This is a genomic window from Micromonospora mirobrigensis (assembly GCF_900091555.1).
Taxonomy (GTDB): Bacteria; Actinomycetota; Actinomycetes; order Mycobacteriales; family Micromonosporaceae; genus Micromonospora; species Micromonospora mirobrigensis.
This window is the reverse complement of sequence record NZ_FMCX01000004.1, coordinates 360,612-381,560: the sequence shown is the minus strand read 5'-3', so window position 1 is coordinate 381,560 and position 20,949 is coordinate 360,612. Positions and strand designations below refer to the sequence as shown.

Here is a 20,949-nt window from a genome sequence, read left to right as displayed (position 1 = left end):
AGGCGGAACGGGTTTGTCGCGACAGGGCCCGGGAACGCCCCCGCGCCGACGGGTGAGCGGAGGGGTGGCATGGCCGAGGAGCGGATCCGGGTGGCCATGCTGCACGACCCGGACGCGGACGGGCTGGGCGACTACCTCACCCACCTGGTGCGGGCGCTGGACGAGGCGGGCGTACGGGTCGAGTCGGTGCCGGTCGGCCCGGCCGGCGGGCTCTCCGCCGGCTCCCGGGCCGCCCGCGAGGTACGCCGGCTCCACCCGGACCTGGTCCACGTGCAGCTCCCGTCGACGGCGTACCGGCTGCCCGGGCTGCTTCCCGGCCTGCTGCCCCGGGCCACCCCGCTGGTCACCACGCTGCACGCCGACGGCGACCACGACGGGCACCGGCCGGGGCGTCTCGCGACGGCGCTGCGCCACCTCACCGACCGGCTCACCCCGGGCAGCGCCGCGGTGGTGGTCACCGACCCGCGGATCGACGTGCCGGGTGCGGCGCCGGTGCACATCCCGGTCGCGCCGCCGGTCGCCGACCAGCCGGGCGCGGCCACCCGGGGGCAGCGGATGCGGGCCCGGCTCGGCCTGCCCGAGGGTGCTCCGCTGCTGGCCTTCCTCGGGCCGGCCGGGCCGGAGGGCGGCCTGGGTCACCTGGTCCGGGCGCTGCCCGAGCTGCGCCGCGCCCACCCTGACCTGCGGCTGCTGGTGATCGGTGGCGGGACGGCCGGGGACCCGGCGGACGAGCCGGCCGCGCTGGCCCGCCGGTACGCCGTCGCGGACGCGGTCACCGTGACCGGTCCGGTGGACCCCGACCGGCTCTCCGCCGCACTGCACGCCGCCGACGTGGTGGTGCTGCCGGCCGTCGCCGGGGTGGGCGCGACCAGCGGCGAGCTGCTCACCGCGCTGGCGCACGGCGTCCCGACGGCGGTCACCGTGCCCGACGGTGGGGACGGGGAGCCACACCGGGCCGGGGCGGTGGCGGTGATCAGGCAGCGGGCGGAGAGCGCGGCGATCGTCGCGGCGGTCGGCCGGTTGCTGGCCGACCCGGTGCTGCGCCGCCGGCTCGCCGAGCGGGGGCGGGCGTTCGTCGCCGCGTACACCTGGCCCAGGGTGGCCGCGGCGCACCTGGAGCTGTACCGGCGGACCCTGGGCCGCGACGAGGGCTGACGTTGCGTCGTTTCTTGGCGATCCGGCAAGGTTGCCCTAACCTGGTCGCACGAGGGGAGTACTTCCCACGAACCATGCCGGTCAGTACGGCGCGCCCCGGGCGTGCCTCGGGTGGTTGCCCACGTTCCGTGGGTGAAGGAGACCTCGAACATGTCACGGTGTTCGAGGAGGCCCCATGACCGAATTGTCGTACCTGTCCGCCGGTGAGCTGTCGTCCGTCGGCACGCCCACCCTGTGGGCGGTGACCATCGCGGGCGTGCTCGCCCTGCTGGTGCTGGACTTCCTGGTCACCCGCAAGCCGCACGAGGTGTCGATCCGCGAGGCGCTGGGCTGGTCCGCCTTCTACATCGCGCTGCCGCTGGCCTTCGGCGCCTGGATCTGGTCCCGGTTCGGCTCCCAGCAGGGTGTGGAGTACCTGACCGGTTACCTGGTCGAGAAGTCGCTCTCGGTCGACAACCTCTTCGTGTTCATGCTGCTGCTGGCGGCCTTCGCGGTGCCGGCCGTCCTGGCCCAGCGGGTGCTGCTCTACGGCATCGCCGGCGCGCTGGTGCTGCGCGCGATCTTCATCGCCCTCGGCGCCGCCGCCCTCCAGACCCTCGACTTCGCCTTCCTGCTGTTCGGCCTGATCCTGGTCGCCACCGCGGTCAAGCTGCTGCGCGACGCCCTCTCCGGGCACGAGCAGGAGGTCGACATCAACAAGATGCGGTCGGTGCGGCTGCTGCGCAAGTTCATGCCGGTGGTGGAGGAGTACCACGGCACGAGGATGACCATCCGCCAGCAGGGCCGCCGGGCGCTGACCCCGTTCGCCCTGGTCGTGTTCGCGGTGCTGGCCACCGACATCGTCTTCGCCGTCGACTCGGTGCCGGCCGTCTACGGCATCACCGAGGACCCGTACCTGGTCTTCGCCACCAACGCCTTCGCCCTGCTCGGCCTGCGCGCGCTCTACTTCGTGCTGCACGCCGCGCTGAGCCGGCTGGTGCACCTCAGCTACGGCCTGGCCATCATCCTGGCCTTCATCGGCGTCAAGCTCGGCCTGCACTGGGCGCACGGCATCTGGTCCGGCGTCCCGGAGATCCCGACCCTGGCCTCGCTCGGCGTGATCATCGGCGTTCTGGTGGTGGTCACCCTGACCAGCCTGCGGGCCACCCGCGACCGGGAGCCGGGCGACCGCGAGGTGGTCGCCGACCGGCAGCACTGACCGCGGCGCGTCGCGGCCCGCCGACCCCGGCGGGCCGCGACGCCTCCGGCGGGTTCCGGCGTACGGGAAAGCTCCCGGCCCGCCGCTCGCAGGTGGTACGAACTACGGGTGGGAATCGTGTCTCCGGGATTCCAGGGGCGGCCCCGTTCGGCCGAACCGGCGCTGCCACCCGGGCAGTACCTGACCGAGGACTTCCCGGTGCTCTCCGCCGGCCCGACACCGAAGGTGCCGCTGGAGACCTGGGAGTTCGTCATCACCACCGAGAACGGCGACGAGCGTCGATGGTCCTGGGCGGAGCTGATGGCCCTGCCCCAGGAGACGGCCGAGGTCGACCTGCACTGCGTCACCCGGTGGTCCAAGCTGCACACCAGCTGGCAGGGCATCTCCCTGGACACGCTGCTCGACGGCCTCGACACCGACGCCCACTTCGCGCTGGCCCACTCCTACGGCGGGTACACCACCAACCTGCCGCTGGACGACCTACGCGGCGGGCGGGCCTGGGTGGCGCACACCTACGACGGCGCCCCGCTGCACCCCGAGCACGGCGGCCCGGCCCGGCTGCTGGTGCCGCACCTGTACCTCTGGAAGTCCGCCAAGTGGGTCCGCGGCATCAAGCTGAGGACCATGGACCAGCCCGGCTTCTGGGAGACCGCCGGCTACCACGACTACGGCGACCCCTGGCGCGAGCAGCGCTACCAGGGTGACTGAGGTGACCGGGACGGCATCCGGTGCCCGGGTCGCCGCCCCGCTGACCTGGCGGGTGGGCCGCCTCGTCGAGCGGCGGGTGGAGACGGCGACGGCGCAGACCCTGGTGCTGGAGGTGCCCGGCTGGCCCGGCCACCTGCCCGGGCAGCACGTCGACGTGCGGCTCACCGCCCCCGACGGCTACCAGGCCGCGCGGTCGTACTCGCTGGCCGGACCGGCCGAGGGGGAGCGGATCGCGTTGACCGTGCAGAAGGTGCCCGACGGGGAGGTGTCGCCGTACCTCACCGACGTCTGGGCCACCGGCGACCCGGTGGAGGTACGCGGCCCGGTGGGCGGCTGGTTCGTCTGGCGGCCCGAGGAGAAGGCGCCGGTGCTGCTGGTGGCCGGTGGCTCCGGCATCGTGCCGCTGATGGCCATGCTGCGGGCCCGCCGCGCGGCCGGCAACCGGGCGGCGTTCCGGCTGGTCTACTCGGTCCGCACCCCCGACGACGTGATCTACGCCGAGGAGCTGCGCCGCCGGGCCCGCGACGACCACGGCCTGGACGTCGCGTACGTCTGGACCCGGGCCGCGCCGGAGGGCTGGCGGGGTGAGCCGCACCGGATCGGGCTGGCCGACCTGAACACCCACGGCTGGCCGCCCGACCTGGAGCCGCTCTGCTACGTCTGCGGGCCGACCGGTTTCGTGGAGACGGCGGCGGACCTGCTGGTCGGGCTGGGTCACCAGTCCCGGCGGATCCGCACCGAACGGTTCGGCCCCACCGGGTGAACGGCGAGGAGACGCTGATGACCGACATGTCGTACCTGGACGGCAACATGCTCGACGGGCCGCTGCGGGAACTCTTCGCGGTGGACCTGAGCAGCGCCACCGGGCGCTGCGAGTCCTGCGGGATGGTCGGCCCGATGGCCGGGCTGCACGTCTTCTCGCACGCTCCCGGCCTGGTCGGACGCTGCCCGAACTGCACCGAGGTGATGCTGCGACTGGTCCGCTCGCCCGACCGGGCCTGGCTGGACCTGCGCGGCGCCACCTTCCTGCAGGTGCCGATGCCACTGGACCAGCCGCACCCCCGCCCGCTCTAGGCCGACGGTAAATCCCTCGCCCGGCGCGGGGCGAGGCCCGTCCTCGGCGTGGTGGTCCGTCTGGCTCGGCGACCTTCTCGTCGACGGTGTCAGGATCGTGGTCGGTTTCGGCGGCTACCGACTTGAGAGCGTGGACGACTCACCGGACGTGGTCTCTGCGGCCGGGACACGATAGTGATGGCGGACGGCCGGCTGAACACCGTGACCGGTTGGTGGGTGAGTCGTCTGTGCTCTCAGGTCTGTAGGGGCACGGAGGTTGGTGGTCGGGGCCGTTCGTGGTTGACCGGTGTCGCCCTGAACGCGGTGGATTCTGGCCGGTTCGGGCCGTCTGGGGGTTGGTTCCCTCCAGGATCTGCACCGGGTCCCGTCATGGATGCCGGCCGGTGGGTGGGCTGGGGTGATTGTCCGAATCCTGCGCGTGGCCGGTGGCATCACGGCGGTGGAATGGCGGCCGGGCCGAGGTCGTTACACCCTCTGGACGACCGCAGCAGCACCCCCGGCTGCCAGCGCCGATGCCGTGACGGATCGGGCGGGGCCCCGGAATGATCCCGGGTCCGAGGTCGTTACACATGGTCCGCCGCCACGACGAGCCCTACGGGTTCGGGTGGCTGGCAGGAACCGGTGTGTGGGTCGCGATGAGCCCTCAGGGTCCGCGACCGCCCCCCAAAGACTTTCCCCCGGATCTTCTCGAGCGCCTGACGGTGCTTGCGCGTCGCCTGATCCCCCTCGGGTGCCGCGCCAACCCCCGAATGGAGCTTTCCCATGAACTCGATGCTGACCAAGAGTGTGCTGGGTATTGCTGGTCTTGCTTTCACCGGTGGTGTGTTCGCCGGTCCGGTTGCCGCTCACGCTGCTGAGCCGGTGCACGCCTCCCCGGTCGCGGTGGCGGTGCAGGCCGACAAGCCGGGCGTGGACGCGAAGGCGCTGATCCCGCACGGTGTGCAGGGCGCCCAGTCGCGCATTGACCTGAACGACGAGCAGACCGCCAACGTCAAGGCGATCATCGCCGCCACGAAGAAGGCCGGTCTCCCGGAGCGGGCCGCGGTGATCTCGATCGCGACGAGCCTGCAGGAGTCGAAGCTGGAGAACCTGGGTCACCTGGGCGACAAGAATGACCATGACTCGCTGGGTCTGTTCCAGCAGCGCCCGTCCAGTGGTTGGGGTTCGCCGGAGCAGATCACCGACCCGGCCTACTCGACGACCGCGTTCCTGAAGGGTCTGAAGCAGGTCGACGGGTGGCAGGACATGCCGCTGACCGATGCCGCGCAGACGGTGCAGGTGTCGGCCTACCCGGACGCGTACGCGCAGTGGGAGCAGCAGGCCGCCGACCTGGTCGCCCAGCACTGGAACAACTGACACCACCACATGAACGAACGCTGGCCGGCACCCCGCACGGGGTGCCGGCCAGCGGCATGTCCGGGTCCGGTCACCCGTCCACGGAAGCGGTCAGCTCCCGCCGGTGGGGCGGGTCGGCGCCGGCCCGTCCACAGGTGATCGCCGCGACCCGGGTGGCTCGGTCCAGCACCGCGCCGAGCCCGGCAGCGTCGAGTGAACCCACCGCCGACGGCGTCGCGGCCCCCGCCTCCACCAGCGCGTCGAGCAGCCCGGCGGTGAACGCGTCGCCGGCCCCGACGGTGTCCACCACGGTCACCCGGCGGGCCGGGTGGTGCAGGTCGGTCCCGTCGGCGGTGACCGCGTACGAGCCGGCGGCGCCGCGGGTCACCACCACCAGGCGTACCCCGGCCTCGAGTAGCCGCGCGGCGGCCTGCTCCACGGAGGCGCCGGGGAGCAGCCAGGCCAGGTCCTCGTCGCTGGCCTTGACCAGGTGCGCGTGCCGGGCCAGGGCGAGCAGCCGGGCCCGGGCGGCGTCCGGGTCGTCGAGCACCGCCGGGCGGACGTTCGGGTCGATGCTGATCAGCACCCGCCCGGCCGCGTGCTCCCGGGCCAGCAGGTCGGCCACGACGTCCGCCCCGGGTGGCAGCAGCACGGCGAGGGAACCGGTGTGCAGTACCGCCGTGCCGGGTGGCAGCCCGGGCAGTTCCTCCGGGGTCCAGTGCCAGTCGGCGGTCCCGGTCAGATAGAAGTCGTACTCCGCCGCGCCGGTGGGGTTGAGGGAGACCACGGCCAGGGTGGCCGGTCGATCGTCGGCGACCGCGTGCGTCAGGTCTACCCCGTTGGTGTCGGCGTGCGCCCGCAGCCGGCGGCCGAACGCCGTCCGGGAGAACCGGGCCAGCATGGCCGTGGGCCGGCCGAGCCGGGCCAGCCCGACCGCCACGTTGAGCGGACTGCCGCCCGGGTGGGCGGCGAGCAGGTCACCGCCGCCGGCCGGGGCGAGGTCCACCACGGCTTCGCCGAGCACGGTCAGCACGGCTCAGGCCCCCGCCGGGACCGCGTCGGCCGGCGTACCCGTGGGGGGCGCGCCGTCGGCGGTGGCCGTGGTGTCGTCGGCCTGGGTCAGCGCGCCGGCCCGGGACGGGTCGGGGGCGACGTCGCGTCGGCCGTGCACCGAGTACGGGGTGCCCGGCTCGGCGTCGCCGAGCAGCACTGTGCCGTCGGCGGTGACGCGTACCGGGATCGGGTCGCTCAGCTCGCCGACGAACCGGCCCTGCTCGTCGTGGTTGAGGAAGGCCAGCAGCTGCCACTCGCCGGCGGCGTCGCGGACCAGCCGTCCGCTGTAGAGGCTGTCGTCGGTGAGCCGCTCTGCCCGGGTGACGTCGAAGGGGCCGAGCAGCGAGTCGCCGGGGACCGCCCAGACCCCGCAGGCGCGGGCGTCGCGGCAGCGCTCGGCGAGCTGGTCGTGCAGGCAGGAGAAGATCAGGATCGGTCGGCCGTCGACGATCTCCACCTGGGGCACCTCGAGGTGGCCGAAGCCGCTGCCCGGCGCGGTCACCGGCGGTTGCGCCTCCCAGTGCACCAGGTCGTGCGAGCGGGCGTGGGCGATGACCCCGCGGTCGTCGACCGGTCCCTCGTTGGCGCGGGCGGTGATCAGCATGTGCCAGCCGTCGCCGTCCGGGTCCGGGAACACCCACGGGTCGCGCCACGCCTCGTCCTGCCAGGTGGAGTCGCCGAAGCGCTCGTACCAGCGGCCGGCGGCGGTGAGCACCGGCGAGGTCGGGTGCCGCTCCCAGGTGACCAGGTCCGCGGAGGTGGCCAGTCCGATCCGCTGCACCAAGGCCCGCTCGGTGCTGCCGGCGCCGGTGTAGAACATGTACCAACGGCCGTCCGGGCCGGGCAGCACCGAGCCGGTCCAGGTGGCCACGTCGTCGAAGGCCGGCCGGTCGGCGGGGACCAGGGCGTCGGCGAGCTGCGTCCAGGTGCGCAGGTCGGTGGAGACGGCGTGCCCGACGCTGGCCCGGAAGTGCCGGCGGTCCGGGTCGCCGAGCGCCCGCGAGGCGCGCAGGAAGAACAGGTGGTGGGTGTCGCCCTCGCGGGCGAACCAGAAGTCCCAGATCCAGGCGTCGGGGAGTCGCAGCACGGTGGGTCCTTTACCTTCGGCGCCGCGCGGGGCGGCGGGTGCGTCGACGCCGCGGCTGCGGCGGGGTACGTCGGTACGGCCGGACCGGTGAGGGCCGGTCGGCGGGTGGGGTGGTGGGTGGCGGGGTACGGACCGTCAGCCGGGCGGGGCGGCGACCGACGCGCGCGCGACCAGCGGGCACGGCATGACGACCTGCCGCGCGGCGCGCCGTCGCGCTCCCTTGGGCTGGTTGAGCAGCTCGACCATGGTCTCCACGGCCCAGGCGCCCATCTCGTAGTGCGGCAGGGCCACCGTGGTCAGGCCGGGGTGCAGCCCGTCCGCGATGAGTTCCTGGTTGTCGAAGCCGATCACCGACAGGTCGTCGGGGATCCGCAGGCCCAGCTCCGCCGCCGCCCGGTAGGCGCCCATCGCCATCCGGTCGTTGAAGCAGAACAGGGCGGTCGGTCGCTGCGGGCGGGTGAGCAGCTCCCGGGCCGCCCGGTAGCCGCCGAGGGTGTCGGAGACCTCGTCGAGCACCAGGTCGGGTCGGTAGGGCACCGCCGCCTCCCGCAGCGCCTCCTGGTAACCCAGCAGGCGGCCGCGGGTGGCGGGGATGTCGTCGACGTTGGTCACGAAGCCGATCCGCCGGTGCCCCCGGTTGAGCAGTTCCCGGACGGCGACCCGGCCGCCGCCGGTCTCGTCCGGCACCACCGACGGCAGGCTCGGGTCGGTGCTGGCGGCGTCGAGCAGCACCACCGGCATCGGCCGCAGCTCGTCGGGGACCTCGACGACCCGGTGGTACATGGTCGCGTAGAGCACCCCGTCGACCCGGTGCTGCGCCAGCGCCTGGATCTCCCGCCGTTCGACCTGCGGGTCGCCGCCGGTGGTGAGGAGCATGAGCACCCAGCCGCGGGCCGAGGCGGTCTCCTGCGCGCCGAGGATGATCCGGCCGGCGTGCGGGGTGGTGGCGATGACGTCGCTGAGCAGGCCCAGGGTGTGCGAGCGTTGCAGCCGCAGTCCCCGGGCCAGCCCGTTGGCCGCGTAGCCGAGCTGGCGGGCCGCCGACTCGACGCGTTCGCGGGTCTCCGGGCTGACCCGGGTGCCGGACTTGTTGTTGAGCACGTGGGACACGGTGGTCACCGAGACGCCCGCGGCCGCGGCCACATCCCGGATGCTCACCTTGGTTCCCATCAGCTCATCACCGCATCACTCAGCTGGGGTCGGTCGTCCGGAGTGGACGGCAGACCAACGGTATCGGACCGGTCACTCGTCCCACAGGCCGTGCTCGGGCCAGCGGCGCGGCAGGCGCTCGGCCACCGGCGGCAGCTCCGGCAGCGGCTTGTGCGGGTGGTGCTGGTACCAGTACGCCACCGAGGAGAAGTCGTTGCCCTGGTCGTTGGCGTGGCCGTGCTCGATCGTCACCTTGATCGACTTGGAGAAGCGCACCGGGTCCTCGATGTGGAACCGGTACATGCTCCAGAGTCCGAAGTGCTCCTGCGGGCTGCTGGCCAGGCTGATGCCGTGGTAGGGCCCGGCGTACGCGCCGCTGGGAAAGCCCCACGCGGCGTTGAAGTAGTCCTCCGTGCCGGTGCCGTGCAGCGACGGCGGCCACTGCTCGCCGTCGATGAAGATCATGTCGTCGCCCTCGCCCGGCCAGGTGTACGGCTGGTTGGACGCGTTGTGGTTGTCGATGCTCAGCACGCAGCCGACGTAGTGCCCGGCCCCGCCGTCGGTGTCGAGGATGACGTAGTTGTCCTCGCCGGTGAGGTTGACCCCCGGCAGGTCCCACGGGTTCGGCACCTCACCGGGGGCGAGCCCGTTCGGCACCGGGGTGCACGGCTTCTCCTGCCGGTAGTACGCGTGGAAGTACGCCACGTCGTCCGGCTTCGCCTCGTCGGTCAGGTCGTAGTCGACGTAGTAGAAGAGGTTCTCGATCGGCATGTCCGACTCGTTGCGGATGACGATCTTCGCGCTCTTGCCGAACGGCATCGGGAAGTAGGAGTTCATCGCGGCGGCGAACGGGCCCTTCGGGCCGCGGCGCGGGCCGAACACCATGCTCAGCGGCAGCGACACGTAGTGCGTGCAGGTGGCGTGCCCGACGCCGAAGAAGTCGCCCAGCGGGCTGCGGACGCTCGGGTTCTCCTCGCCGTCCCAGTACATCTCGATGACCAGCTTGCGCAGGTACTTCTCCGAGTAGCAGCGGGTGGTCAGCCAGATGTGCTCGATCACGCCGGTGCCGGTGATGTCGGCCAGCACGTGCGTCTCGCCGGGCGGCACCACGGCGAAGTCGCGGTTGCCGCCGGTGCGGTCCCAGCTCGACTCGCGCCTGGAGCGGCCGGCCTTGACCCGGGTGAGGCCCGCCAGCGGGCTGGTGGGTCGCCAGAACGACATGGTGTTTCCTTTCAGGGGTTGTGCGGGGTGGAGAGGGTCAGCCCTTGACCGCGCCGAGGCTGAGCCCGGCGACGATGCGGCGCTGCAGCAGCAGCGTCAGCACCACCGCGGGTACGGAGTAGAGCGTCGCCAGGGCCGTCATCGGGCCCCAGTCCAGGCCGAACTGGCTCTGGAAATTGGCGATGGCGATCGGAGTGGTCTGCGCCCGTACCGAGGTGAGCAGCAGGGCGAAGAGGAACTCGTTCCAGGAGGCGAGGAAGGCGAAGATGGCGGTGACCGCCAGTCCGCCGGAGACCACCGGCAGGATCACCCGCAGCAGCGCGGTGAACCGGCCGCAGCCGTCGACCAGGGCGGCCTCCTCGATCTCCCGCGGCATCCCCTCGAAGAAGCTGGCCAGCAGCCAGATCGACAGCGGCAGCGCCACCGTGGTCTGGGCCAGCGCCAGCCCGGTCGGGGTGTCGGTGAGCCCGGCCGCGCCGAGGATGGTGACCAGCGGGATGCCGATCGCCACGGCCGGGGCCATCCGGACCAGCAGCGAGCCGGCCATCAGCAGCTGCCCGGCGCGGGTCCGGTAGCGGGTGATCCCCCAGGCGGCCGGGATCGCCAGCGCCATCGACAGCAGCGTGGCGACCACCGCCGTGCTGACGCTGTTGATGAACGAGGCGGTGACCCCGGGCCGGTTGAGCGCGGTGAGGTAGTTGTCCAGGGTGAACCGCTGCGGCAGCACGGTCGGCGGCACCGCGATGGCGTCGACGGCCGGCTTGAACGAGGTGAGCACCAGGTAGACGAAGGGGAAGCCGTAGACCACCACGACGGCGACGGCGGCGGCCCAGAGCAGCCCGGTCCTGACCCGCGCGGCGAGCAGGTGCGACATCAGGACTCCTTGCCCGGGCGCCAGATGGTCAGCACCGCGACCATCGCGACCACCATCATCACGATCATGAACAGGGTGCTGGTGGCGGCGGCCGTGCCGGGGTCGTTGTAGCTGACCATCGTCTTGTAGATGGTCAGGCTCAACGTCTCCGACGCCGACTGCGGTCCGCCGTCGGTCTGGATGAGGATCACGTCGAAGGCCCGGGCGGCGTCCACGCCCCGGATGATCAGCGCCACCGCGATCACCGGCCGCAGCAGCGGCAGGGTCACGCTGACCAGCAGCCGCAGCCCCCGGGCGCCGTCGAGGCGGGCGGCCTCGTACAGGTCCGGCGGGATGGCCTGGAGGCCGGCGTAGAGCACCAGGGTCATGAACGAGGTGGTGAGCCAGATGTCCGGCAGGGCGACCGAGAAGAGCACCAGGTCCGGGTCGCTGAGCCAGGAGACGTCGCCCGGGTTGTCCAGGATGCCGACCCGGGTGAGCAGCTCGTTGACGATGCCGACGCTGTCGATCATCAGGAACCGCCAGAGCAGGCCGGCGACCACCGGCGCGATCATCAGCGGATAGAGGAACAGCGTCTGCAGGATCCGGGCCCTGGGCCCGAGCCGGTGGAACAGCAGCGCCACCGCCAGGCCGAGCACCAGCTCGGCGCTGACCACGATCAGGGTGTACGCCAGCGTCCGCCCGGCCGCCGCCCGGATGCCCGGGTCGGTCAGCGCGGTGACGTAGTTGGCCAGCCCGGCGAAGCGTCGCCCGTCGCCGAGCCCGGAGCCGCTGTGCAGGCTGTCCACCACCAGCTTCACCAGCGGCCAGCCGACCAGCGCCAGCAGCACCACCGCGGCCGGCGCGGCGAGCAGGGTCGCGTACCCGGCGTCCGACAGCCCCCGGCGGGCCCGTCGCCCGCCGGTCGGGGCCGGGGTACGCGGGGCGCTCCGCGGTGGTGCCGCCTGCGCTGTGGGGCTCACTTGACGATGCCCTCGATCTGGGTCCGGGCGGCCTTGAGCAGGGCGGCGTAGTCGGCGCCCGGGGTGAGCGCCTTCTGGATCGTGGGCACCAGCACGCTGTCGACGATCCGCTGCCAGTGCGGGCTGGCCGGGCGCGGCCTGGTGGCGCCGGCGTTGAGGGTGGCCAGCAGCGGGCCGAAGGACTCGAAGCCGGGCTTCTCCGCGTACGACTGGTAGGCGGACTTGCGGGCGGCCAGGCCGAGGCTGGTGTCGATGCTCAGCGCGTTGTTGTCGTAGGCGGCCTTGATGAACTGCTTGGCCAGGTCGGCCTTGGCGCCGCCCTGCGGGGCGGAGAGGTACCACGGGCCGGGGATGCCGGCGACCCCGGCGGTGCCGCCGATCATCGGCGCGGCGCCGACCTTGCCGGCCACCTTCGCGTCGGCCGGGATCTGCCGGTACGCGTGCGCCCAGAACCGGGTCATCGCGGTCTGGCCCTGGTTGAACAGGTTCTGCGCGGCGCTCCAGTCGGTCTGCGCGGCGCCGGCCGGGGCGACCTTGTGCTTGTTGTTGAGGTCGGCGTAGAAGGTCAGCGCGGCCAGGTGCTGGGCGTTGTCGACGATGACGTTGCCGCTGTCGTCGAGGACGACGCCGGGGGAGCCGGCCTGGAGCACGTGGGCCAGCCACTCGGTCTCCACCGCGCCCTTGACGTCGGTGCCGTACAGCTTCTGACCGGGCCGGGTGAAGAAGGTGGCGATGTCGGTGAACTGCTGCCAGGTGGTGGGCGGTGCGAGCGGGTAGCCGTACTTCTTCTCGAAGGCGGCCTTCTCCTTCGGGTCCTCGAAGAGGTCCTTGCGATAGAAGAGGATCTCGCTGTTGGTCCAGACCGGCATGCCGATGAACTTCCCGCCGGACTGCGCCTCCTGGACCAGCGCCGGGAACAGGTCGTTCCTGACCTCGGCGGTGAACAGGTCGTCGAGCGGGGCGAGCTTGCCGGCCAGCAGCGGGATCCAGACGGCGTCCACCGCGCAGACGTCGAACGACGCGCGGTTGCCGGACAGTTCGCTGGTCAGTCGGTTGAACAGCCCGTCGTAGGGAAGCTCGACCAGGGTGACAGTGGTGCCGGTGTCCTGCTTGAACTTGTCGGCCACCGGCTGGAGCTCGATCTTGCCGCCGCCCTCGCAGGCGACGGTGAGGCTCTTGTCGTCGCCGGAGCCGCCGGCGGCGGTGCCGCTGCCACCGGCGCCGCAGCCGGCCGCGCCGAGCAGCGCCGCCGCGCCGGCGCCGGCGCCCAGCCCGAGGAAGCCACGGCGGGGCCAGCCGCCGGTTGTCGCGCGAGATGCCATGGTTCTGCTCCGTTTCGAGGGGTGGTCCGGGCGCGTGGGGGCGCACGCCGGAGCGTGTGGTGGAGGTCGGTGAGGCGGTTGCCAAAACCTTTTGGCAAAAGCTTTTGGCAGAGCGTAAGAGCGCTTCGTGTGACGGTCAAGTGTCGGCTCCGTAAATCCGTCGGCCGTGCCTGCGGTGGGCGGCCGGTCAGCCGCGTGTTGTCGGCGAGGCGGTGCCAGGCCAGCGCGGGGGCTCACCTCCGGGGGCGCTATATGCCCTTGTTGTTACGTACCCGACCAGTTACATTCGAGCCATCATGGATGCGGTATTGCAGGCGCTGGCGGATCCGAGCCGGCGCACGGTGCTTGACATCCTCCGCAGGCACCCGGCGACGGCCGGTGAGCTCGCGGAGGCGCTCCCGATCGCCCGCCCGGGGGTTTCCCGGCACCTGCGCGTGCTGCGGGAGGTGGGACTGGTCGATGTCCGCCAGGACGCGCAGCGGCGGATCTACAGCCTCCGGCCGGAGGCACTCGCCGAGGTGGACGCCTGGTTGGAGCCGTACCGCGCGCTCTGGCGCAACCGACTCGACGCCCTGCACACGGAGATCGCCCGAGGAAAGAAGGCACGAGAGTGAAAATCATCGGCACTGTACGGTCGCTGGACAGCACCCGCGGCGCGGTGCGCGTCGAGGACGTCTACGACACCCACATCGACGACCTGTGGGAGGCGTGCACGAATCCGGAACGGCTCGCCCGCTGGATCGCCAAGGTCTCTGGCGACCTGCGGGTCGGTGGCTCGATCCATGCCGTGTTCACCAGCACCTGGACCGGCCCCGCGCGCATCGACGCCTGCGAGAAGCCCCACCATCTGCTGCTCACCACAGAACCAGACACCGAAGACGAGGCCCAGATCGAGGCATGGCTGACCGAGGAGGGCCACCGCACGCGCCTGGTCGTCGAGGAGCGCGGCCTACCGCGGGAACGCCTCTACTTCTATGGCGCCGGATGGCAGGCCCACCTCGAGGATCTCGCACGGTCACTGCGGGGCGAGACCGCGGCCGGCCCCGACTCGTGGACCGAACAGTCGCCGGAGCCGACCTGGCGTGCCCGGTGGACAGAGCTCACTCCGGCCTACGAGAAGATGGTGACCGCCTGATGACCGACACGATCCGGCTCAGCGGTGTCACGCTCAACGCGCCCGATGCCCTCGCCTTGGCCAGGTTCTACGCCCTGATCACCGGCGGCGTGGCGAAGGGCGACTCCCACTGGGCGACCGTCACCGGGCCACACGCGGTCATCGGCTTCCAGCAGGTCGACCAGTTCCGCGCACCCGAGTGGCCGCAAGGCGGCGTACCAATGCAGATGCACCTCGACTTCTTCGTCGACGACCTCGCGGCCACCGGCGCGCGGGTCCTCGCCGCCGGTGCCAGCCGATTCGACTTCCAACCGAACTCCGACCACTGCTTCGTGTACTCCGATCCGGCGGGCCACCCGTTCTGCCTGTCCACCTGGGACTTGACACAGATCGACGGCGAACCGGACGGCGCCTGAAGCATGCTGCACGAGCGCTGAAGCTGGCTGAGGAAGACCCACTCGTCGAGGGTCCTGCCGGACAGTCCTCAGTGAACCCTCAAGTTGGTTGAGGCTTCTGCGGCCGCTGATGGCCCAGCTGGTCGAATCCCGCCAGTGGTTGACGGGCGTCTGAGCGAGGTGACCGAGAACTGCGACACGGCGCTGGTCGAGCGGGTGCTGGAACCGCTGGCGCGCTGACGTACGCGGCGTGCCGAGTCGCCGACCACGCTCCGGATCACCGCCGGGCAGTTCGGGGTGAACGTCTTCGACGGGGTGGGGGAGGCCCGGGACGTGACGCTGAGCTGACGTGCCTGCGGTGGGCGGCCGACCGGCCGCCCACCGCAGGGTGGCCGGTCAGCCCCGGGTGTCAGCGAGGCGGCGCCAGGCCAGCGCGGTGAGCGCCGCCAGCGCGCCGGCCGCCAGCCAGAACGGCGTCAGGAGGCTGCCGGTCGCCTGGGCGACCACTCCACCGAGGGTGGTGCCGATGGCCGCGCCGCCCAGGTCGGCCAGCGCGTAGACGCTGTTCACCCGGCCGCGCAGCCGGTCCGGCACGAGCCGTTGCCGCAGCGACACCACCAACACGCCCCAGACCATCGTGTGCACGCCCCAGATCGCCAGCGCCACGCCGGCCACCCAGGGCTGCCGGGTGGTGGCCAGCACGACCTGGAGTCCGACTTCGATCAGCAGGCCGGCACGCAGCAAGTTCGGCGTGCCGAACCGGGACCGCAGCCGGGTGGCCAGCGCGCTGCCGGCCAGCCCGCCCAGCGCCGACGCGGTGAGCAGCACCCCGTACCCGACGTCCCCGAGGCCCAGCCGCTGCCCGGCGTACAGCACGAATGCCGCGAACGCCGCGCAGAACGCGACGTTCATCACCGCGATGCTGACCGCCAGGGTGCGCAGCACCGGGACAGCCCACAGGGCGCGTACCCCGTCGGCGATGTCGGCCCGCAGCGAGCGCCGCCGGTCGGTGGCCCCGGATGCGGTCGTCGCGGCCGGAACCGGCCGCCAGCGCAGCAGGGCCAGCAGCAGCGCGGCCAGCCCGAAGGAGGCCGCGTCGACACTGAACGGCAGCGCCGCCGCCAGGACGAAGAGGTACGCCCCGAGCGGCTTCGCCGCGAACTGGTTGCCGATCACGAAGGTGGCGAAGAGCCGGCTGTTGGCCTGTTCCAGCCGCTCCGGCGGCACCACCGACGGCAGTAGCGCCCCGGACGCGGTGTCGGCCAGGGTCTCCCCGACGCCGGTCAGGAAGAACGCCAGGCAGATCAGCGGCACGGTGGCCACGCCGAGGAGCACGGCCGCGGCGAGCGCGGCCAGCACGAGCCCTCGGCCGAGGTTGACCGCGACGATCAGGCGACGCCTGTCGAAGCGGTCCACGAGGGCCCCGCTGACCAGCGCGAAGAGCAGCCAGGGCAGCTGCGGGGCGAGCGCCGCGGCGGCCACCGCGACGGGATCGTCGCTGATCGAGGCGACCAGCAGCGGGCCGGCGACCATGGTGACGCCGTCGCCGAGGTTCGACACGGCGCTGGCGGTCCAGAGCCAGGTGAAGTCGGGGCCCAGCGGAGCCCGGTCGGTGGTGGCGGTCATCGGGACCACCGGCAGATGCAACGGCATGCGGGCGCGACGAGACGCCCGCACGGCAGGTGCGGAAACACGAGGACTCCCTCGGAAGCGATGTGGTGGCGTGGTCACGCCATGACGGAGGACCCGCGCCTGAGGCGGGTCACTTCATCGCTTCGCGACGGGTGAGCGGGGGTTTGTCGACCCCGGAGGGTCAGCGGACCGGCGTCGCCCGCGACGAAGCGGAGGCCAGCATCGTGCCGAGAGCGCCCATACCCATGATCAGCCTCCGAACGTCGGTGGAGTGCCGACCCTACGGGCCGATCGTCGCGCCCGCGACCCCGTCCGCCGGTCGTCGCGCCCGGGGGTCGGTTGGACAGCCGCGCCGGCCAGGGGCGAGAGTGATCGGTCGTGAGATACCTGCGTACCGCGGGGAGGGTGGGCATCCGCCGGCCCCGCCCCACCGACGAGGCCGAGTTCACCGCCGCCGCCCGGCGCAGCCGCGAGCTGCACCACCCCTGGGTGGCGCCCCCGGACACCCCGGCGGCGTTCGCGGCGTACCTGGCCAAGGCCCGTCGGCGCGACACGCAGAGCTTCCTGTTCTGCGACCTCGACAGCGGCGCGATCGCCGGTTACGCCAACATCGGCGGGATCATCATGGGTCCGCTGCGGGGCGGGTTCCTCGGCTACGCCGCCCTCCTCCCGTACGCCGGCACCGGCCACGCCTCGACCGGGATCGGCCTGGTCGTGGCGCACGCCCTCGACACGCTGGGCCTGCACCGGTTGGAGGCGAACATCCAGCCCGGCAACGAGCCGTCGAAGCGGGTGGCCCGCAAGCTCGGCTTCCGGCTGGAGGGCTTCTCGCCCGACTACCTGTTCGTCGACGGCGCCTGGCGCGACCACGAACGCTGGGCGATCACCGCCCCGACCGGTTAACAGGGGCCCCCTGCCATACCGGAGGCGTTAACAAGGGGCCCCTCCTTGCATGCTCAGCTGCCGGGGCGGGGGAAGGCGACCGGGCTGCGGTGCCCGGCGCCGTCCACCGCGCGTACGCCGAAGAAGACGTTGTCCTTGGACAGGTCGACGGTGACCTCGGTGACGTCGCCGACCGGGATCACCTTCTGCCACTCGGCCGCCGTGGTCTCCCGCCACACCACCTCGTAGCCGGCCAGGTCCGGCTCGTCGCCGCGCTGCCAGCGCAGGGTGGTGTCGTTTGTCAGGTTGGTGGTGACGACGATCGCCCCCTTCGGGGTGCCCGGCGCCTGGGCCAGCGACCACAGCGCCGCGCCGTTCACCCGCGCCACCCGGGTGATGTAGTCGAAGTCGCAGAACTCCGGCAGGTCGCCGTACTGGACGCCGTCGACCACCCGGACGTCCTGGTGCTGGTGGGCGAAGTCCTCGTTCGGCTCGGTGAACCGCCCGGCCGGCCAGCCCTCGCGCAGGAACGGGATGTGGTCGCTGCCGCGCAGGTAGCGGTCCCGCCGGTAGATCACCCGCACGCGCATGCCGGTGGCGCCGTTGTCGGCCACGTCGGCGACGAACCGGGCCAGCTGCCGGGACGGGGAGTCGTTCTCGCCGCCGACCGACTGCCGCACGCTCGCCTCGGCGGGGGTCTCGGCGGTCGGCACGCCCTCGGCGAAGAGTCGGACCGTCCGCGGGTCGCGGGTGCCGTCGTCGGCGGTGCTGGAACCGACGATGTCGTCGCTGAACATGCCCTGCACGTCCACGCCGGCCGCCTTGAGCTGCCCGGCCAGGTAGGTCGAGCCGTACAGGCCCTGCTCCTCGCCGGCCACGGCGGCGAAGACGACGGTCGCCTCGCTGCGCCGGGTGGCCATCACCCGGGCCAGCTCCATCACCACCGCCACGCCGGAGGCGTCGTCGTCGGCGCCCGGCGCGTCGCTGACCGCGTCCAGCACGTCGGTGGCCCGCGAGTCGTAGTGCCCGGTCACCACGTACACCCGGTCGGGGGCGGTCTCGCCGCGCAGGGTGGCGACCACGTTGGTGATCCGGGTGGCCACCGGGATCCGGGACGCCGGCTGCTGGACGTACGACTGGAGCTGCACGGTCATCCGGCCGCCGGAGGCGGCGGCGTACCCGGAGAGCTGCGCGAAGATCCAGTCCCGGGCGGCGCCGATGCCCCGCTCGGGGTTGTCCTGGTCGGAGAGGGTGTGCCGGGTGCCGAAGGCGGCCAGCCGGCGCACGGTGGCCTCGATCCGGTCCCGGTCGACCTCGCGCAGCAGCGCGCGCAGCTCACGGTCCGGCTGCTGCGGGTGGGCGGGCCGGCCGGGGCCGGGCGGATTGTGGGTCTGCGAGTCGGCCGCCGCCGGGCCGGCGGCCAGCGGGGCGGCGACGGCGGCGGTGGCCGCGGCGGAAGCGGTCAGGAACGTGCGACGGGTCGGCCGGGTGGGTCGCCCTTGTCCGGTGTGCTCGCTCATGACCGCATCCTCCCTCCGGGATGGAGGTGTGTCTATCTCTGCCGCGTTCCGAGGATCATCCGGTCCGGGTGAGGTCGGCCTCGCCCTCCCCGGCCTAGCCTCGATGTCATGGCCAGACTCCGACCGACGCCGGTGGACCCGATGCCGTACGCGCCGAAGGACGCCGGACGGCAGGGCGAGGCCAGGGCGATGCCGCCGGAGCTCGGCCCGGACGCCATCGCGGTGGTCCGCGGCTCGACGTTCATGTACTCGAGCCCCACCGGGGACGTGCCGGCGGGCACCATCGGCGGACTCGTACACCAGGACACCCGGCTGATCAGCCGCTGGGAACTGCGGCTCGACGGCGCGCCGCTGCTCGCCCTGCGGTCGGCGCCCATGGAGCCCAACCTGGCGCAGTTCGTGCTGGCCAACCCCGCGCTGCCCGGCGGGCTGCCGGCCGACGCCGTCACCACCCGGCGGATGCGCCTCATCGGGGACTCCCTGCACGAACGGGTCGAGCTCCAGTCGAACCAGCCGGGCCAGGTCCGACTTGAGCTGCGGCTGGCCGTGGAGAGCGACTTCGCCGACCTGTTCGAAGTCAAGTCGGAGGTACGGGACCGCTGCCCGTGGATCGGCCGGTACGCCGCACCCGACGGTTCCGAGCTGCGGTTCGCCTACGAGCACGAGGGCTTCGCCGCCGAGACCCGGGTGACCGCGGACCCGCCGGCCGACCGGATCGAGGGCACTGAGCTGGTCTGGGAGATCGAGCTGTCCCCGCTGGAGGAGTGGCACGTGGACCTGCGGGTGCCGCTGCCGCCGGGTGAGGGCACGATGAACCCGGTGCGGGCCGACATCGCCGACGTGTTCCACGGTCGCGCCGCCGACCCCGCCCAGCAGTGGCTGGCCGAGGGCGTCCGGCTGCACAGCGACGAGCCGACCCTGGAGCGGGTCGCCGAGCGGTCGTTGCACGATCTGGTCGCGCTGCGGTTGGAGATCGAGGTGTGCGGGGAACAGGTGATCCTGCCCGCCGCCGGCGCGCCGTGGTTCCTCACGGTCTTCGGCCGGGACACCCTGATCGCCGCGTACCAGGCGCTCGCCGGGGGCTCCCACCTGGCCAAGGGCGCCCTGCTCGCGCTGGCCGGGGCGCAGGGCAAGCGCTGCGACGACTTCACCGACGAGGAACCCGGCAAGATCCTGCACGAGGTACGCCGTGGCGAGCTGACCCGCCAGGGCGACAAGCCGTACCGCCCCTACTACGGCACGGCCGACGCCACCCAGCTCTGGCTCATCGTGCTCTCCGAGTACTGGCGGTGGAGCGGCGACGACGAGTTCGTCCGGTCGTTGCGGCCGCAGGCCCTCGCCGCGCTGGACTGGATCGACCGGTACGGCGACCGGGACGGCGACGGCTACGTCGAGTACGCCACCCGTTCCCCGCAGGGCCTGGGCAACCAGTGCTGGCGGGACTCCCCGGACGGGGTGCGCTTCGCCGACGGGCGGATCCCGGTGCTGCCGCTGGCCACCAGCGACGTCCAGGGCTACACCTACGACGCGAAGGTGCGGCTCGCCGAGCTGGCCGCCGGCCCGCTGGCCGACCCGGCGTTGGCCGGCCGGCTGCGGGCCGAGGCCGACGACCTGTACCGGCGGTTCAACCGCGACTTTTGGATCGAGGAGCGGGGCGGCTACTACGCGGTGGCCCTCGACGGCGACAAGCAGCGGGTCGACTCGATGACCTCCAACCTGGGCCACCTGTTGTGGAGCGGCATCGTGCCGCCGGACCGGGCGCCACGGGTGGTCCGGCAGCTCTTCACGCCGGCCATGTTCTCCGGCTGGGGGATCCGCACCATGTCCCGCGAGGATGCCACCTACAACCCGCTCGGCTACCACCAGGGCACCGTCTGGCCGCACGACAACGCCATCGCCGTGCTGGGCCTGACCCGGTACGGCTACCGTTCCGAGGCCAACCGGTTGTCGCTGGCCCTGCTGGACGCCGCCGCCGAGTTCGACCACCGGCTGCCGGAGGCGCTCAGCGGCCTGTTCCGCGACCGCACCCGGTTCGCCGTGCCCTACCCGACGGCGTGCAGCCCGCAGGCGTGGGCGGCCACCGCGCCGGCCAGCCTGGTCCGGTCGATGCTCGGACTGGACCCGGTCGACGGCCGATTGGTCGTCAAACCGGACATCCCGCCCGAGATCGGCGGCATCACGGTACGCCGCCTGCTGGCCTTCGGCCGGCGCTGGGACATCGAGGCCCGCGGCCGGGTTGGCCGCGTCCGTCCCGCGGCCGACTGAGTT

Annotated in this window: 20 protein-coding genes; 11 read left to right on the top strand and 9 right to left on the bottom strand. The window is 72.6% G+C overall.

What is annotated here, in order from left to right; translation table 11 throughout:
* Positions 1–69 precede the first annotated feature (69 nt).
* The 6 genes from GA0070564_RS16410 to GA0070564_RS16385 all read left to right on the top strand — a co-directional run bounded on the left by GA0070564_RS16410 (position 70) and on the right by GA0070564_RS16385 (position 5,491).
* Positions 70–1,155: a glycosyltransferase family 4 protein gene (locus GA0070564_RS16410; RefSeq protein WP_091609500.1), complete on the top strand. Its 1,086-nt coding sequence runs from the start codon at positions 70–72 to the stop codon at positions 1,153–1,155.
* Between the two features lie 175 nt (positions 1,156–1,330).
* On the top strand, positions 1,331–2,353 hold the full coding sequence (locus GA0070564_RS16405) for a TerC/Alx family metal homeostasis membrane protein (protein WP_091609499.1): 1,023 nt from the start codon (positions 1,331–1,333) through the stop codon (positions 2,351–2,353).
* Positions 2,354–2,470: 117 nt separating this feature from the next.
* Positions 2,471–3,061, top strand: a complete 591-nt coding sequence (locus GA0070564_RS16400) for a sulfite oxidase-like oxidoreductase (RefSeq protein WP_218104934.1) — start codon at positions 2,471–2,473, stop codon at positions 3,059–3,061.
* Between the two features lies 1 nt (position 3,062).
* Positions 3,063–3,824, top strand: coding sequence for a ferredoxin reductase (locus tag GA0070564_RS16395; RefSeq protein WP_091609497.1), 762 nt, complete (start codon positions 3,063–3,065; stop codon positions 3,822–3,824).
* A gap of 17 nt (positions 3,825–3,841) precedes the next feature.
* Positions 3,842–4,135 (top strand): DUF6510 family protein, encoded by a 294-nt coding sequence (locus GA0070564_RS16390; RefSeq protein WP_088973713.1) that lies wholly within the window; start codon positions 3,842–3,844, stop codon positions 4,133–4,135.
* Between the two features lie 762 nt (positions 4,136–4,897).
* The gene (locus tag GA0070564_RS16385) at positions 4,898–5,491 is read left to right on the top strand and encodes a hypothetical protein (RefSeq protein ID WP_091609496.1); all 594 of its coding nucleotides are present in this window, start codon (positions 4,898–4,900) and stop codon (positions 5,489–5,491) included.
* Positions 5,492–5,561: 70 nt separating this feature from the next.
* Here the strand turns inward: GA0070564_RS16385 and GA0070564_RS16380 are convergent, their stop codons facing one another.
* The 7 genes from GA0070564_RS16380 to GA0070564_RS16350 form a co-directional block, all read right to left on the bottom strand.
* Entirely contained in the window at positions 5,562–6,494 is a 933-nt protein-coding gene (locus tag GA0070564_RS16380) for a carbohydrate kinase family protein (RefSeq protein ID WP_425412481.1), read from the bottom strand.
* Positions 6,495–6,506: 12 nt separating this feature from the next.
* Positions 6,507–7,610 (bottom strand): glycoside hydrolase family protein, encoded by a 1,104-nt coding sequence (locus GA0070564_RS16375; RefSeq protein ID WP_091609494.1) that lies wholly within the window; start codon positions 7,608–7,610, stop codon positions 6,507–6,509.
* Positions 7,611–7,745: 135 nt separating this feature from the next.
* Positions 7,746–8,780: a LacI family DNA-binding transcriptional regulator gene (locus tag GA0070564_RS16370; protein ID WP_091609493.1), complete on the bottom strand. Its 1,035-nt coding sequence runs from the start codon at positions 8,778–8,780 to the stop codon at positions 7,746–7,748.
* Positions 8,781–8,852: 72 nt separating this feature from the next.
* The gene (locus GA0070564_RS16365) at positions 8,853–9,980 is read right to left on the bottom strand and encodes a glycoside hydrolase family 172 protein (protein ID WP_091609492.1); all 1,128 of its coding nucleotides are present in this window, start codon (positions 9,978–9,980) and stop codon (positions 8,853–8,855) included.
* A 37-nt stretch (positions 9,981–10,017) separates the two neighbouring features.
* Complete coding sequence (locus tag GA0070564_RS16360; RefSeq protein ID WP_091609491.1) at positions 10,018–10,854, bottom strand: carbohydrate ABC transporter permease; 837 nt, start codon at positions 10,852–10,854, stop codon at positions 10,018–10,020.
* Complete coding sequence (locus tag GA0070564_RS16355; protein WP_218104933.1) at positions 10,854–11,816, bottom strand: carbohydrate ABC transporter permease; 963 nt, start codon at positions 11,814–11,816, stop codon at positions 10,854–10,856. Before GA0070564_RS16355 ends, GA0070564_RS16360 begins: the two co-directional genes overlap by 1 nt.
* On the bottom strand, positions 11,813–13,138 hold the full coding sequence (locus tag GA0070564_RS16350; RefSeq protein WP_091609490.1) for an ABC transporter substrate-binding protein: 1,326 nt from the start codon (positions 13,136–13,138) through the stop codon (positions 11,813–11,815). The genes GA0070564_RS16355 and GA0070564_RS16350 overlap by 4 nt, the downstream gene beginning before the upstream one ends.
* Before the next feature lie 296 nt (positions 13,139–13,434).
* Here GA0070564_RS16350 and GA0070564_RS16345 point away from each other — a divergent pair, with 296 nt between their 5' ends.
* From GA0070564_RS16345 to GA0070564_RS16335, 3 genes are read left to right on the top strand one after another with little or no spacing between them, the layout of a single operon-like run.
* Entirely contained in the window at positions 13,435–13,752 is a 318-nt protein-coding gene (locus GA0070564_RS16345) for an ArsR/SmtB family transcription factor (protein WP_091609489.1), read from the top strand.
* Positions 13,749–14,273 (top strand): SRPBCC family protein, encoded by a 525-nt coding sequence (locus tag GA0070564_RS16340; RefSeq protein ID WP_091609488.1) that lies wholly within the window; start codon positions 13,749–13,751, stop codon positions 14,271–14,273. Before GA0070564_RS16345 ends, GA0070564_RS16340 begins: the two co-directional genes overlap by 4 nt.
* The gene (locus GA0070564_RS16335; protein WP_091609487.1) at positions 14,273–14,668 is read left to right on the top strand and encodes a VOC family protein; all 396 of its coding nucleotides are present in this window, start codon (positions 14,273–14,275) and stop codon (positions 14,666–14,668) included. The genes GA0070564_RS16340 and GA0070564_RS16335 overlap by 1 nt, the downstream gene beginning before the upstream one ends.
* Before the next feature lie 375 nt (positions 14,669–15,043).
* Here the strand turns inward: GA0070564_RS16335 and GA0070564_RS16330 are convergent, their stop codons facing one another.
* Entirely contained in the window at positions 15,044–16,273 is a 1,230-nt protein-coding gene (locus GA0070564_RS16330) for an MFS transporter (protein ID WP_091609685.1), read from the bottom strand.
* Between the two features lie 384 nt (positions 16,274–16,657).
* On the opposite strand from GA0070564_RS16330, the gene GA0070564_RS16325 reads away from it, so the two are divergent.
* Positions 16,658–17,182 carry a GNAT family N-acetyltransferase gene (locus tag GA0070564_RS16325; protein ID WP_091609486.1) on the top strand — a complete coding sequence of 175 codons (525 nt, stop codon included), beginning with the start codon at positions 16,658–16,660 and terminating at the stop codon, positions 17,180–17,182.
* Between the two features lie 53 nt (positions 17,183–17,235).
* Here GA0070564_RS16325 and GA0070564_RS16320 read toward each other — a convergent pair whose 3' ends face one another.
* Positions 17,236–18,681, bottom strand: coding sequence for a M20/M25/M40 family metallo-hydrolase (locus tag GA0070564_RS16320; protein ID WP_091609485.1), 1,446 nt, complete (start codon positions 18,679–18,681; stop codon positions 17,236–17,238).
* Positions 18,682–18,789: 108 nt separating this feature from the next.
* Between GA0070564_RS16320 and GA0070564_RS16315 the strand changes: the two genes are divergently transcribed.
* Positions 18,790–20,946 (top strand): amylo-alpha-1,6-glucosidase, encoded by a 2,157-nt coding sequence (locus tag GA0070564_RS16315; RefSeq protein WP_091609484.1) that lies wholly within the window; start codon positions 18,790–18,792, stop codon positions 20,944–20,946.
* The last annotated feature ends 3 nt before the right edge of the window (positions 20,947–20,949 follow it).